The organism is Pseudophaeobacter sp. A-200-2 (assembly GCF_041008815.1).
In the GTDB taxonomy this organism is placed as follows: Bacteria; Pseudomonadota; Alphaproteobacteria; order Rhodobacterales; family Rhodobacteraceae; genus Phycobacter; species Phycobacter gallaeciensis_A.
The window spans coordinates 464,482-479,020 of record NZ_JAXGFU010000001.1 but is presented as its reverse complement, the minus strand read 5'-3'; the positions used below and the strand labels follow the sequence as shown (position 1 = coordinate 479,020).

11 protein-coding genes and 2 riboswitches are annotated in these 14,539 nt (G+C 61.7%); of the genes, 7 read left to right on the top strand and 4 right to left on the bottom strand.

Features of this window, described 5'->3' with window-relative positions; translation table 11 throughout:
• Positions 1–46 precede the first annotated feature (46 nt).
• From SM766_RS02190 to SM766_RS02175, 4 genes are all read right to left on the bottom strand, one after another.
• Positions 47–1,033, bottom strand: coding sequence for a type I glyceraldehyde-3-phosphate dehydrogenase (locus tag SM766_RS02190; RefSeq protein WP_368946740.1), 987 nt, complete (start codon positions 1,031–1,033; stop codon positions 47–49).
• A 121-nt stretch (positions 1,034–1,154) separates the two neighbouring features.
• Positions 1,155–1,547: a hypothetical protein gene (locus SM766_RS02185; RefSeq protein WP_274827877.1), complete on the bottom strand. Its 393-nt coding sequence runs from the start codon at positions 1,545–1,547 to the stop codon at positions 1,155–1,157.
• A gap of 95 nt (positions 1,548–1,642) precedes the next feature.
• Entirely contained in the window at positions 1,643–2,473 is an 831-nt protein-coding gene (locus SM766_RS02180; RefSeq protein ID WP_368946739.1) for a bifunctional allantoicase/(S)-ureidoglycine aminohydrolase, read from the bottom strand.
• A gap of 199 nt (positions 2,474–2,672) precedes the next feature.
• Positions 2,673–3,449: an IclR family transcriptional regulator gene (locus SM766_RS02175; RefSeq protein ID WP_065273328.1), complete on the bottom strand. Its 777-nt coding sequence runs from the start codon at positions 3,447–3,449 to the stop codon at positions 2,673–2,675.
• 179 nt (positions 3,450–3,628) lie between these two features.
• On the opposite strand from SM766_RS02175, the gene SM766_RS02170 reads away from it, so the two are divergent.
• From SM766_RS02170 to SM766_RS02140, 7 genes are all read left to right on the top strand, one after another.
• A complete protein-coding gene (locus SM766_RS02170; RefSeq protein ID WP_065273329.1) occupies positions 3,629–4,945 on the top strand; it encodes an aromatic ring-hydroxylating dioxygenase subunit alpha in 1,317 nt (438 codons plus the stop codon).
• Positions 4,946–5,023: 78 nt separating this feature from the next.
• Positions 5,024–6,478 (top strand): glutamine synthetase family protein, encoded by a 1,455-nt coding sequence (locus SM766_RS02165; protein ID WP_368946738.1) that lies wholly within the window; start codon positions 5,024–5,026, stop codon positions 6,476–6,478.
• A gap of 82 nt (positions 6,479–6,560) precedes the next feature.
• A riboswitch (glycine riboswitch) is annotated at positions 6,561–6,668 on the top strand.
• A gap of 3 nt (positions 6,669–6,671) precedes the next feature.
• Positions 6,672–6,740, top strand: a riboswitch (glycine riboswitch).
• Positions 6,741–6,839: 99 nt separating this feature from the next.
• Positions 6,840–7,979 (top strand): glycine cleavage system aminomethyltransferase GcvT, encoded by a 1,140-nt coding sequence (gene gcvT / locus SM766_RS02160; RefSeq protein WP_368946737.1) that lies wholly within the window; start codon positions 6,840–6,842, stop codon positions 7,977–7,979.
• A 40-nt stretch (positions 7,980–8,019) separates the two neighbouring features.
• Positions 8,020–8,379, top strand: coding sequence for a glycine cleavage system protein GcvH (gene gcvH / locus SM766_RS02155; RefSeq protein ID WP_065273332.1), 360 nt, complete (start codon positions 8,020–8,022; stop codon positions 8,377–8,379).
• 110 nt (positions 8,380–8,489) lie between these two features.
• Positions 8,490–11,339: an aminomethyl-transferring glycine dehydrogenase gene (gene gcvP, locus SM766_RS02150; RefSeq protein WP_368946736.1), complete on the top strand. Its 2,850-nt coding sequence runs from the start codon at positions 8,490–8,492 to the stop codon at positions 11,337–11,339.
• Positions 11,340–11,663: 324 nt separating this feature from the next.
• Positions 11,664–12,440 (top strand): transporter substrate-binding domain-containing protein, encoded by a 777-nt coding sequence (locus tag SM766_RS02145; RefSeq protein WP_368946735.1) that lies wholly within the window; start codon positions 11,664–11,666, stop codon positions 12,438–12,440.
• A 254-nt stretch (positions 12,441–12,694) separates the two neighbouring features.
• On the top strand, positions 12,695–14,473 hold the full coding sequence (locus SM766_RS02140) for a methyl-accepting chemotaxis protein (protein WP_368946734.1): 1,779 nt from the start codon (positions 12,695–12,697) through the stop codon (positions 14,471–14,473).
• Positions 14,474–14,539: the final 66 nt, after the last annotated feature.

Below are 14,539 nucleotides of genomic sequence, written 5' to 3'. Positions count from 1 at the left end.
GAAGCCAGACCTTGGGAGCGGGGGCAAGATCGGGCCGGGGATGAGGTCAGCTTTGCGCCATCAGCCGGGCCACATCCAGCATGCGGGCGGAAAAGCCCCATTCATTGTCGTACCAACCGAACAGACGGATCTGCCGGTCTCCGCACATCCGGGTTTCCGGCGCTGCGATCACCAGTGATTCCGGCCGGGCCCGCAGATCCGAGGAAACCAGGGGCAGATCGGTCCAGCCCAGCACCGGAGAGCCTTCGACGGCTTTCTTCAGCGCGCTGAGGGCGTCAGTTTCGCTGAACGGGGTTTCAAGGCTAGCCACCAGATCGACGGCGGAAACACTGGCGGCAGGCACCCTGACGGCAGCGCCGCTGATCCGGCCCTTCAGCTGCGGCAGGACCTCGTCGATCAGGTGAGTGGCCGAGCTGGTGGTTGGAACCATCGACATTGCCGCCGCACGCGAACGTGCGAAATCGCCGCGGGGCGCATCTACCAGAGGTTGAGAGTTGGTGTAGCAGTGGATCGTGGTCATATGGGCTGAAGCGATGCCCGCGAGTTCATCAAGCAGGCGTACCAGCGGCGCCAGGGCATTGGTGGTGCAGGAGGCGTTGGAGACGATGCGGGCGTTTGTCAGCCTATCCTCGTTGGCGCCCAGAACCACGGTGCGTTCGGCGGCGGGGGAGGGGCCGGAGATCAGCACCTTGCGCGCGCCGGCCTGCAGGCCGCGTTGCGCCACGTCGGAGGTTCGGGCGATGCCGGTGCATTCGAGAACCACATCGACACCGGACAGATCGACCTCAGTCAGGTCCGCTGCATGGCTGACCGGGATAGTGCGCCCCATCACGTGCAGGCTGGCTTCTCCGGTCTCCACCGGCGCGGGGAAGGGGCCGAATGTGCTGTCGTATTGGAACAGGTATGCGCAGATATCGAGCGGTGCGATATCGTTGATCCGGGCGATCTCGATGCTTTCGGATCCGGGCAGTGTCAGGATCTGGCGCAGGATGGTGCGGCCAATGCGGCCAAATCCGTTGATGGCAATTTTCATGAATTGTTCTCCGGCCCCGGAAATGGAGCGGCGCAGCCGGTCCGGATTGGGGCGATGAATATCTGAATGGGAAGGCAAAAGGGAGCGAGTGGCAGGCGCCGTGCGGCGTCGCGGTACGCGGTTACCGCGACCGGCAGACCAGATCGGCGTAGTAGACGCCGGAAATCGTGCGCAGCATGCTGTCGCGGCGGACGGTGCAGCCGGTGGCGGCCTTGTAGGCGCGCGCAGCCTGACGGGCGCTGATCATTGCAGGAGGGCGGAAGGCTTCCAGCTTGCGGTTCAGCCGCTCGGCCCGGTAGCGACCGGTGCCATCGCCGACAGGGCTGACGATCCAGGTGCGGCCCAGAATTGTAACCTGACTTCCCTGCACCTTCTCCCCGGCCGCGGCGGGTGTGGGGGGCAGCGTCAGCATACCCGCGCCGAGCGTCGCGCAAAGCGCCAGAGTGGGAACCGTTGTGCGGCGGCTAAAAACAAGGCGGGCAAGGGTGCGGGCCGGGGCAAAAGCAAAAGTCATCGGACTGCTCCTGAAGGCAAAGACGTACTCGCAGCCTAGCGTCGCGGCTGCGGTTTGCAATGGGGCGTCCGAGGAAAAGCCGCCGACCCGGCCGTTCAGCGCAGGGGCGTGAGCGGCATATGGCGGTTCACATCCTTGTAAAGCAGGTAGCGGAACCGGCCCGGTCCACCCGCATAGCAGGCCTGTGGGCAGAAAGCGCGGAGCCACATGAAATCACCGGCTTCCACCTCGACCCAGTCCTGATTGAGCCGGTAGACTGCCTTACCCTCCAGCACATAAAGCCCGTGCTCCATCACATGGGTTTCGGCAAAAGGAATGGTGCCGCCGGGTTCAAAGGTGACGATGGTCACATGCATGTCATGGGAGAGGTCTTCGGGATCCATGAAGCGCGTGGTGCCCCAGCGCCCCTCGGTTCCAGGCATCATATGGGGCGACAGATCCTTTTCGTTGACGGTGAAAAAGACGGGTGCGGTCAGGCCCGGTGCGGACTGCCACTGTTTGCGGATCCAGTGGAAGGAGGCGGTGTCTGCGCCGGGATTGCGGAGCGACCAGTCGCTGCCCGGGGGCACATAGGCAAACCCGCCTTCCTCCAGCACATGCGCGGTGCCGTCGATGCTGAGCTCGACCTGGCCAGCGGTAACAAACAGGCTGCCCTGCGCAGCCGGATCGGTTTCCGGGGTGTCAGAGCCGCCGCCCGGTTGCAGCTCGACGATATACTGAGAGAAGGTTTCGGCAAACCCGCTGAGCGGGCGCGCGATCACCCACATGCGCATGCCCTGCCAGCCGGGCAGCACCGAGGTGACAATGTCCCGCATGGTGCCCTTGGGAATGACCGCATAGGCATCGGTGAACATGGCTCGGTCTGTCAGCAGCTGGTCCTGCCCAGGGTGCCCGCCTGTTGGGGTGAAATAGCTGCGCTCTGTCATGGTGCCGCCGTCCTTTGTGAGGCTCTGATGGGGCGCGGACTGTCCCGCCTGGCATTGTTTGGGCAGGCGGTTACCGCGCGTCAGGAGCGACTATGAGCCGATGCGCGCGCGGGTCCAAGGTGCGGCGTGGTAAAAACATTGTTCAATAATTTTTGAATATGCCCCGGAGCCGACGCCCCGGGGTGCGAGCGGGCAACGATCAGAGGCAGTCCACGGCTTTGGACTGGCGCAAATCAGCGGCGCAGAGTTGTAATCCCTGCAGCAGATCGCCGGTGTCGGCCTCGGGGTTGTTTCCGCGCGGGACGGAGGCGCCAACCACGATCGGAGTTTGTCCCGGAACGGAGACGGGCACCGCAAGGCCAAGAATGCCCGGTTCGAATTCGCTGTCGGTCAGGCACCAGCCCTGACGACGGGCGAGGTCGACCTGATTGGTGATGTCTTCGGGGTGGGTCAGGGACTGCTCCGTATGGCGCGGTTTATCCGCGCGCGCGACGGCTTCGCCCGCCTCCTCGGGCGGCAGGCAGGCCAGAAGCATCCGTCCGAGACTGGTGTGCAGCAGCGGGATATGCGCCCCTGCAGTAAAGCCGTAGGTGACCGGTCCTTGATCGACGGTGGATTGTGCCAACAGCAGAACCCGGTCCTGATCCAGAATGCAAAGGGTGATGCCGACCTCCAGCTTGCGGGCATGCTGGTTCAGCACCGGCTGAACTCGGTGGCCGAACTGGTTGGCCTGCAGGAAACCGCCCGCGAGCGCCAGAACCCGCGGCGTCAGCGATAGCATGCGGCCGTCCTGCCGCAGATACCCGGCTTGCACCAGTGTCAGGGCCCCCCGGCGCGCAGTTGCCCGGTCCTGTCCGCTGCGGCGCGCGATTTCGGCCAGGGTGAGGCTGGGTGTTTCGGCGTCAAAGGTCGCCATGACGGCCAGACCCTTGGCAAAGCTGGATGAAATGTTCCGGTCCTGAGGAGGTTTGTTCATTCGAAGTCCCAAAGAAGCCGCTCGCCATAAGGGGAACAGGTCTTGACACCGATCCTCAGGCTGCGCAGTAATTGTGCGTATGAACATATATTGGTGCGTATTTCGAACTTCGTCAAGTCACTCGTTGCAGCCTGTTACCTTCGGTTCGAATTATTGCAGACAGGAATAAGGATCCCGCCATGATCAGCCAGGAACTCAACGACAGTCTGACACGCGTCGGAAAGGGGAGCGATGCCGGAGAGGTACTGCGCCGCTATTGGCAGCCTGCGGCGCTCTCGGATGAACTGCAGCAGGGGCGCCCGGTGGTGCCGGTGCGTCTGCTGGGTGAGGATCTGGTGCTGTTCCGCGATACCGAAGGCAAGCTCGGCCTCATCGGGCGGCACTGTCCGCACCGGGGCGCAGACATGTGCTATGGGCGGCTTGAGGATAACGGTCTGCGCTGCCCCTTCCATGGCTGGCATTTCAACCGTTCGGGGCAATGCGTTGAGCAGCCGGGTGAGCCGGAAGGCAGCCGGATGCACGAGAAGATCCAGACCGCGTCTTACCCGGTGGTCGAAAAGAACGGTATCGTTTGGGCCTATATGGGGCCGGGGGAGCCACCGGAATTCCCTAACTTTGACTGTTTCCGCGCACCCGATACGCATGTTTTTGCCTTCAAGGGCCTGTGGGAGTGCAACTGGCTGCAGGCAATGGAAGTGGGGATCGACCCGGCGCATGCCTCTTTCCTGCACCGGTTCCTGCAGGACGAAGATCCCGCCGACAGCTATGGCAAGCAGTTCCGCGATAAGGCGGGCAACACCGAAATTCCGATGACCAAGCTGCTGCGCGACTATCCGCGCCCGGAAATTCAGGTGGAAGAGGCCGATCACGGGCTGAAAATCACCGCCCTGCGCCACATGGAGGATGGCCGCAGCCACGTGCGGGTCACCAACCAGATCTTCCCCGAGGCGATCTGCATTCCGATGAGCCGGGAAATGACCATCACCCAGTGGCACGTGCCGATCGATGACGAGAATTGTTATTGGTATTCGATGTTCACCAGCTTCGACAAACCGGTGAACAAGGAGCTGATGCGCGAACAGCGCCTCAAGGAACACGTGCTGCCCAGCTATGCGCCGAAAAAGAACAAGCGCAACGAATACGGCTATAACCCGGCCGAGCAGGAAAGCGAGACCTATACGGGCATGGGGCTCGACATCAACGTGCACGATCAATGGGCAGTTGAAAGCATGGGCGCCATTCAGGACCGCACGCAGGAGCATCTGGGCAAGTCGGATGTGGCCATCATCCGCTACCGTCGTATGCTGCGGGCGGCGATTGCGGCCGTGAAGGAAGGCCGCGAAGCGGATCTGCCGATGGCGGGCGGACTGGACCTTGGCAGCATTTTCGGGCCTATTTCCAATGACTCGATCGCCCAGGACGGCGATTGGCAAAAGGCGGCGGAAGAGGCAGACGATGCGCGCCGCGGCCAGTGCTCCTGGGATGCGAGCGTCTGAACCGTCCCGGAAGCAACGCAACACCACAGCCAGCACCGGCCCCGGTAGGGTCGGATGCATAGCGATGAAAGAGGCGAGATGGCCGAAGATATTTCCACAGGCAAGCTGGCCCGTCTTGGCCTCTTGTCCGATGCATGCCGCGCTGAGGCGGCGGATCTGCTGCAAAGGGTCAGGTCAGAGGGTATAGAAACCGTCCGGGTTCTGTTTGCCGATCAGCACGGCATCCTGCGTGGCAAAACCATCGTGGCCGACGCCTTTGACAGCCTGTTCTCTGCGGGGCTCAATGTGCCTTCGACCCTGCTGTTGAAAGATACCTCGCATCGCACCGCCTTTCCCGTCTGGAGCGAGGCAGATGACGGTCCTGCCAGCCTGATGCAGGGGGCGAGTGATGTGCTGCTGGTGCCGCGTCCGGAGACTTTCCGCGTACTGCCGTGGTCGCCGCATTCGGCCTGGATCCTCTGCACGCCGGTGATGCGCGATGGCAGCCCGGTTCCCTTTGCCTCGCAAGCCGTGCTGCAGACGGCGGTGGATCGGCTGGCCGGGCAGGGCATGGCTGCAACATTGGGGCTGGAGGTGGAATTTCAGGTCTTTGAGCGGACCAGCGATGCCCGCGATCACGGTCAGTCGGGCATGCCTGGCGCGCCGGTTGAGACCCGCAATCTGGCGCAGGGGTACCAGTATCTGACCGAAACCCGTTATGGCGAAATGGAAAGCGTGCTGGATCTCATCCGCCGCAACGCGCAGGGGCTGGGTCTGAAGGTGCGCTCGGTCGAGATTGAAATGGGGCCAAGCCAGGTCGAGCTGACCTTTGCCCCTGCCGATCCGGTGACGCAGGCGGACGCGATGGTGATGTTCCGTACCATGGTCAAGGAGGTATGTGCCCGCGAAGGATTGCACGCTAGCTTCATGGCCAAGCCGCGGCTGGAGAACGCGATGGCCAACGGCTGGCACGTGCATCAGTCGCTGCAGGATATCGCCACGGGCCGCAACCTGTTCATGCCACAGGCGGATGGCAGTCTCAGCGCCGAGGCGTCGGGCTGGATTGCCGGGCTGCTGACCCATGCGGAGGCTTCGTCGCTGATGATCGCACCGACGGTCAACAGCTACAAACGCTATATGCCGTTCCAGCTGGCGCCGAACCGGATCCAGTGGGGCGCCGACAACCGCGGCGCCATGCTGCGCGGGCTGATGGCGCCCGGCGATCCCGCGAGCCGGATCGAAAACCGCGCGCCGGACAGTTCCGCAAACCCCTATTACGCCTTTGCCGCGCAGCTGATCGCGGGCGGCGATGGAATCGCGGCGGGGCTCAAGGCGCCGTTGCCCACGACCTCTCCCTATGGTGAGGGGGCGCAGGAATTGCCGAAATCGCTGGGCGCGGCGCTGGCGGCATTCGAGGCAGGGAGCGATCTGTTCAGTGGCGTTCTGGGGGAGGGCTTCACGGGGTATCTGTCCCATCTCAAACGCTTCGAATGGGATCGTTACCTGAACACCATCAGCGAATGGGAACAGGCCGAATATTTCAACCTGTTCTGAAATCGGCATCAAACTTCCTTGAAAGCGACAGTATTGCTGCCGTTTGCGTCTTGAACGGCGGGCGGCACGCTGTTAGCTTCGGGGCGCGCAGACGGGAGAACCGCAGCGGAGCGGAATCACCTCGCTCCAACCGGTGCCGAAGGAGCAACCGCCCCGGAAACTCTCAGGCCAAAGGGACCGCCTACGCAGTAAACTCTGGAGAGACCCCGGCGTAGGTGCCGGGGCGCCGAAGGGATAGCGATCTCAGGCGCAAGGGACAGAGGGGGCATCGAAGTGTGCAGGCGAAATCTGCGCAGAACTTGGATGCCGGACCCATTCGAACAGATGGATCGGACCGGCCGTGACAACGGGACGGACACGCATGTCTGATGAAACCACGTCTGATTTGAAAAAGACGCCTTTGTTTGCCCTGCATGAAGAGCTGGGTGGCAAGATGGTGCCTTTTGCCGGGTATCTGATGCCGGTGCAGTATCCCATGGGCATCATGGGCGAGCACAAGCACACCCGCGCCAAGGCGGGCCTTTTTGATGTCAGCCACATGGGGCAGGTGATCCTGACCGGGGAGAGCTATGCGGCGGTGGCCGAGGCATTCGAAACGCTGGTGCCGATGGACGTGCTGGGCCTCAAGGAAGGGCGCCAGCGCTATGGTTTGTTCACCAACGATCTGGGCGGCATCGAGGACGATCTGATGTTCGCCAATCGCGGTGATCACCTGTTCGTGGTCGTGAATGCTGCCTGTAAAGAGGCCGATATCGCCCGCATGAAGGCGGCGCTGGAACCGGCTGTGACTGTTACCCCCATTACTGACCGCGCGCTGCTGGCGCTGCAGGGTCCTGCGGCCGAGGCGGTTCTTTCGGCGATTGCGCCTGCCGCCGAGGACATGAAATTCATGGATGTGGCCACCCTGGATGCAGATGGGGCCGAAATCTGGGTCTCCCGCTCGGGCTACACGGGCGAGGATGGCTATGAGATCTCCGTACCTGCAGACCAGGCCGAGGCGTTTTCCCGCCGCCTGCTGGCGCACGCTGATGTAGAGCCGATTGGCCTTGGCGCGCGGGACTCCCTGCGCCTTGAAGGCGGTCTGTGCCTTTACGGCCATGACATTGACGCAGAGACCCGCCCGGCGGCGGCCTCGCTCACCTGGGCCATCCAGAAAGTGCGTCGCCCCGGCGGCGACCGCGAAGGTGGTTTTCCGGGCGCCGCGCATGTCTTTGCCGAGATGGCAGAGGGGCCGGCGATGCGCCGTGTGGGCCTGAAACCCGAAGGCCGCGCGCCGATGCGCGAAGGTGTGGAGCTGTTTGCCGAACCCGAGGGCGGCGCGCCCATCGGCAAGATCACCTCTGGCGGCTTTGGCCCCACCGAGGGCGGCCCGGTGGCGATGGGATATGTCCCTGCGGACATGGCCACGCCCGGCACCCGTATCTATGGCGAGCTGCGCGGTAAACGTGCGCCCGTCACCGTTGCAACGCTGCCTTTCGTGGCGGCCAACTTCAAGCGCTGAAACAGAAAAACAGGCGCGTTTGTTCAAAGGGAAAGTGGACATGAAATATACCGAAGAACACGAGTGGCTGCAGGCCGAAGGCGAGATCATCACCGTGGGCATCACCGCCCATGCTGCTGAACAGCTGGGCGATGTGGTGTTCGTCGAACTGCCCGAGGTTGGCAGCGAAGTGACCAAGGACGAAGAGATCGTGGTGATCGAATCCGTCAAGGCTGCCTCGGACATCCTGTCGCCGCTGGACGGCGAGATCGTCGAGATCAACGAAGCCATCGCGGATGAGCCGGGCAAGGTCAACGAAGACCCCGAAGGCGAAGCCTGGTTCTTCAAGATCAAACCGTCCGATCTGTCTCCGATGGACGATTACATGGACGAAGCCGGTTACAAGGCGTTCATCGGCTGATTTCTCATTCCCCGCCGCTAGATCCGGGGGCGGGGAACCTCTGCGCTGTGCGAACGGGCCTGCCCGAATGATAGGGTTTTGCCTGAAACATGAACCTGAAGGGGTGCCTCATGTCTTTTGAACCGACGGACTACCTGCCGTATGACTTTGCCAACCGCCGCCACATCGGCCCGTCTCCCGAGGAGATGGACGAGATGCTGCGCGTCGTGGGCGCCGACAGTCTGGATGCGCTGATCGACGACACCGTTCCGGCGTCGATCCGGCAAAAGGCTGCGCTGGATTTTGGTCGCCCGCTGTCCGAGCGCGAGCTGCTGTTCCACATGCGCGAAGTCGCCCAGAAGAACAAGGTGATGACCTCGCTGATCGGGCAGGGCTATCATGGCACGGTGACCCCGCCCGCGATCCAGCGCAACATTTTGGAAAACCCGGCCTGGTACACGGCCTACACCCCCTATCAGCCGGAAATCTCGCAGGGTCGTCTTGAGGCGCTGTTGAATTTCCAGACGATGATTTCCGATCTGACCGGTCTGGAAATTTCGAATGCCTCGCTTCTGGATGAAGCCACCGCCGCCGCCGAAGCGATGACCATGGCGCAGCGGGTTGCCAAATCCAAGGCCAAGGCGTTTTTCGTCGACCGCGACTGCCACCCGCAGAACATCGCCGTGATCAAGACCCGCGCCGAACCGCTGGGCATCGAGGTGATCGTCGGCAATCCGGAGAAGATGGACCCCGAGCAGGTGTTTGGCGCCATCTTCCAGTATCCCGGCACCTATGGTCACGTGACCGATTTCACCCCCCATATCGAAAAGCTGCACGCGCACAAGGCAATCGCCGTGGTCACTGCCGACCCGCTGGCGCTGACGCTGCTGAAAGAGCCCGGTGCCATGGGCGCCGATATCGCTGTCGGCTCGACCCAGCGGTTTGGCGTACCGATGGGGGCAGGCGGGCCGCATGCGGCCTATATGGCGACCAAGGATGCCTACAAGCGCGCGATGCCGGGCCGGATCGTCGGCGTCTCGGTCGATGCCCATGGCAACAAGGCATACCGCCTTTCGCTGCAGACCCGCGAACAGCACATCCGCCGCGAAAAGGCGACCTCGAACGTTTGTACCGCGCAGGCGCTGCTGGCTGTGATGGCCTCGATGTATGGCGTTTTCCATGGTCCCAAGGGGCTGAAGGCGATTGCGCAGCGTATCCACCGCAAGACCGTACGTCTGGCCAAAGGGCTGGAAGAGGCGAACTTCAAGGTCGATCCCAAGGTGTTCTTTGACACCATCACCGTTGATGTGGGCCCGTTGCAGGCGGCAGTCCTGAAATCCGCGGTCGATGAAGGTATCAATCTGCGCCGCGTCGGTGAAACCCGGGTTGGGATCACGCTGGATGAAACCACCCGTCCGGAAACCATCGAAGCCGTCTGGCGCGCCTTTGGGATTGTTCGCAAGGATGATGATTTCACCCCGGAATACCGGGTGCCAGAGAACCTGCATCGGACCTCGGACTACCTGACCCATCCGATCTTCCACATGAACCGGGCTGAGACTGAGATGATGCGCTACATGCGTCGTCTTGCGGATCGCGATCTGGCGCTGGACCGGGCGATGATCCCGCTGGGTTCCTGCACCATGAAGCTGAACGCTGCAGCCGAAATGATGCCGCTCAGCTGGCCCGAGTTCGCCCATATCCACCCCTTTGCCCCGGCAGACCAGACCGAAGGCTATGGTGAGATGGTGACGGATCTGTCCGACAAACTGTGTCAGATCACCGGTTATGACGCGATTTCGATGCAGCCGAACTCCGGCGCGCAGGGTGAATACGCCGGTCTTCTGACCATTGCAGCCTACCACCGGGCGCGCGGCGAAGGGCACCGTAACATCTGCCTGATCCCGGTCTCGGCGCATGGCACCAACCCGGCCTCGGCGCAGATGGTCGGATGGAAGGTCGTGGTGGTGAAATCGGCCGAGAACGGTGATATCGACCTCGACGATTTCCGGGCCAAGGCGGAAAAGCACCGCGACAACCTTGCGGGCTGCATGATTACCTATCCCTCGACCCATGGCGTGTTCGAGGAAACCGTGCATGAGGTTTGCAAGATCACCCATGATCTGGGCGGTCAGGTCTATATCGACGGCGCCAATATGAACGCCATGGTCGGCCTGTCCCGTCCCGGTGATCTGGGCGGCGATGTCAGCCACCTGAACCTGCACAAGACCTTTGCCATCCCGCATGGCGGCGGCGGCCCCGGCATGGGACCGATCGGTGTGAAATCGCACCTGGTCTCGCACCTGCCGGGCCATCCCGAAACCGGCGGCGAAGAAGGTCCGGTGTCGGGTGCGCCCTTCGGCTCGGCTTCGATCCTGACCATCAGCTGGGCCTATTGCCTGATGATGGGGGGCGCCGGTCTGACCCAGGCGACGCGGGTGGCGATCCTCAACGCTAACTACATCGCCAAGCGGCTCGAAGGGGCCTACGACGTCTTGTATAAAGGTCCCTCGGGCCGCGTCGCGCATGAGTGTATCCTGGATACTCGCCCCTATGCGGACAGTGCTCATGTCACCGTGGACGATGTTGCCAAACGTCTGATGGACAGCGGTTTTCACGCCCCGACGATGAGCTGGCCGGTGGCAGGTACCCTGATGGTGGAGCCGACGGAATCCGAAACCAAAGCCGAACTGGACCGGTTCTGTGAGGCCATGCTGTCGATCCGCGAAGAGATCCGCGACATCGAGGAAGGCCGTATCGACGGGGAGAACAACCCGCTGAAACACGCGCCGCACACGATGGAGGATCTGGTCAAGGATTGGGACCGTCCCTACAGCCGCGAACAGGGCTGCTTCCCGCCGGGCGCCTTCCGCGTCGACAAATACTGGCCACCGGTCAACCGGGTCGACAACGTCTATGGTGACCGCCATCTGATCTGCACCTGCCCGCCGCTGGAGGACTACGCCGAAGCGGCAGAGTAAGGCGCGGTCTCAATTGAAGAAGGACAGCGGGCCCCATTTGGGGCCCGTTTTCTATTGGCGGATTGCCTTCGGCGGCCGACTATCTCTGTTTGCGCGGGAATACGTTGACCCTCCAGAGAGACGTAAGTGTTCAAAGTGTGGCTTGTTTTGGAAATAATATTTCGCGCCGCTTTCGAGGCGCTTCCACATTGATGCACATTTTATGTGCAGGTCAATTTTTCGCGAAGTTATGACCTTTTTTGCAACCTACAGGCGCGTGAGTGATAAGCACCCGTTAAGACGAATCGACTTCTTTGGCTTGGTACTCAATACCAGGAGCGAAGTATGAAGTTCGGAATTGCAGCATGTGTGTCTGCGTCTCTTCTCGTCTTTTCCAATCCCGCAGTCGCGGCCGAAATTACAGTCATGGCCGGTGATCTGCCTCCGATGATCAATCAGGATGGCACCGGGCGCGAGGCTGAGATTATCTCGGCGGTTCTGGGGCACTGCGGCCACAGCGCTGTTTTCAAGGTGCAGCCTTTTACCCGTCACTGGCAGTCCTTCGAAAAAGGGTCTGGTGATGCGGTGGCCACCGTGCCGCTGGGCATGCCCACAGCCGGGACACAAACCAAGACCTACATCAACTATCAGAATGGTGTTTCGTTCCTGACCTCTTCAGGGCAGCAGGCCGATGCGCTGTCGGATCTGGATGGCTGGAACATCGTGGCCTTTGAGGGCGCGAGCAACATCATTCCCGGTCTGGATGGGGCAACCGCAGGCTTCAAATCCTATCGCGAGATGGCTGACCAGAAGACCCAGAGCAAGCTGCTCTATGGCAAGCGGGTCGATGGCATTCTGGGCGATGGCATGCTCTTCGCAGAGTTCAGCCGCCAGCTGCAGGAAGCTGGTTCTTCCGCTGGTGTCGACGCCAGCCAGCCGCTTGAATTCCGCGCCATCTTTGAACCCAGCCCCTATGTCATGAGCTTCCGGGATCCGGCGATTGCTGCTGATTTCGACCGCTGCTTTGGTGAGCTGGAAGCAGATGGAACCATCCAGGAGATCAACACCCGCTGGACCGACAAATACCGGGACGCGCTGGAAGACAACTACATGTCCTTCTGATCCGCAGCGGTGGCAGGCGTGTCGGTCTAACCCGGCCCGCGCCTGCCACCCTGTGCAATCTGCCTTCGCGGGGGAACGACCCTTTGCGTGCGGCAGGCGCATAACCTCTCCTTCGGGAAAACGGGGCGCCATGCGTGGCGCCTCCAAAAAGAATTTTTGAACCCGGAACCCTGCTTGCCGGGGGTGTACGCAGCTCTGCATGCAGCCTGGCCTCAAGATCACTGACACGTTCGTCACCAAACCGGAGCACCATAATGAAACGCCAGCTTTCACGTTTCTTGGGCATGTCCATCAAGAAGAAACTGCTGCTGCCCATCCTCGCCTGCATTGTTGTATCGAACATTGCTTACACCGTCTTCTGGGCGTCCAAGCACAGCAGCGCCTTGATTGACGCCTTCGAGGATGAGGTCGGGCTGGCGCAACGGTTTGTCGGGCCTCCGGTCGCTGCAGCGGTCTGGGATTTCAACAGTGATGCGGCGCAGGGGGTGATCCAGGGCGTGGCCGATATGGAAAACGCTCTGTTCGCGCAGGTCGTGGTCGATGGTGAGACCTTTACCGAGGTGTTCGTGAGCGAGGACCGGCGCGCGGAAGTTACCGGGGCGGTGGAAACCCTGCTGGCGGATCCGCAGGAAGAGAAGACCACCGAGGTCAATCAAGTGGTCTACGTCAAGTTTCCGATCTCCCTCACCGATGGCACCGTTGTGGGTGAAATGGTGATGGGTTTTGACAACAGCGCGATCCAGGACACCGTCTCTGCTCTCTATCTGCAGTCGGCGGTCATCGGTCTTGCGATCTGCCTTGCAATTGGCCTGATCGTCTATTTCTCTGCCGCCTCGGTCACGCGTCCGCTGGACCGGATCGTTGATCGTATCGATGCGCTGCGCAATGGTGACACCGACAGCGCGGTTCCGGAAAAGGCGCGAGGCGACGAGTTGGGGCGTCTGGCTGCTGCGGTTGTCGAATTCGTCGAGGCGATGCGCGCCAATGCCGAGCTTGAGGGGCAGTCCCGCGCTGCCGCGAAGGAGCAGGCAGATGTGGTTCAGGAGTTGGCGAACGGTCTGAATAACCTGTCCAAAGGCAACCTCGGATACCGGATCACCACGGAAATGAGTGCTGAATACGCCGCGCTGCGCTCCGACTTCAACCAGACCGCCGAAGCATTGGATGACGTGATCGGGCGGGTGCTGAGCACGGTCGGAGATATCGAAGGTCAGATCGGCGAGATGGCGGTTGGCACGGACGAGCTGTCCCGCCGCACCGAAAATCAGGCGGCGACCCTGGAAGAAACTGCGGCTGCACTGGACAATATCACCTCCAATGTACAATCCGCCACCGAACAGACAAAAGCGGTCGAAGGCACTATTGCCGAAACCACCAGCGAGGCGATGCGCAGCGGCGATATCGTGAAGCGGACCGTCGTGGCCATGCAGGAGATCAATGAGGCCTCGGGCAAGATTTCGGAGATCAACAGCGTGATCGACGATATCTCGTTCCAGACCAATCTGCTGGCGCTGAATGCCGGGGTTGAGGCGGCGCGCGCAGGTGAGGCCGGCCGTGGTTTTGCCGTGGTGGCCTCCGAAGTGCGGTCGCTGGCGCTGAAGTCGGCCAATTCGGCGAATGAAATCCGGGAACTGATCCAGAGCAGCTCGGAAAAGGTCAAGATCGGCGTGGAACTGGTTGATGAGGCTGGTAAATCTCTGGACGAGATCATCACCAAGATCCAGTCGGTGTCGACCCTGGCCAGCCAGATCGCAGAGTCATCCGGTGAGCAGGCCTCGACCATATCCGAGATCAACTCGGGCATGACCGAGCTGGACAGGGTGACGCAGCAGAACGCGAGCATGGTTCTGAAATCCAGTGAGCAAGGCAAGTCGTTGCAGCAGGCCGCGACCGAGCTGGCGCAACTGGTGGCGCAGTTCAAACCCTCGTCTTCGTCTTTCGCTTCGGCTCCAACGCCCAGTGCCCATGGTGATTGGGATCTCTCGGGGCAGGGCTATGACGATGATTTTGGTCAGGAGCTCATGGCGGGCTAACTCGCTTTTCCGCGCAGGGAAATCCATTGCGCCCGGGCCCTTGGTCCGGGCGTTTTTGTGTTTTCC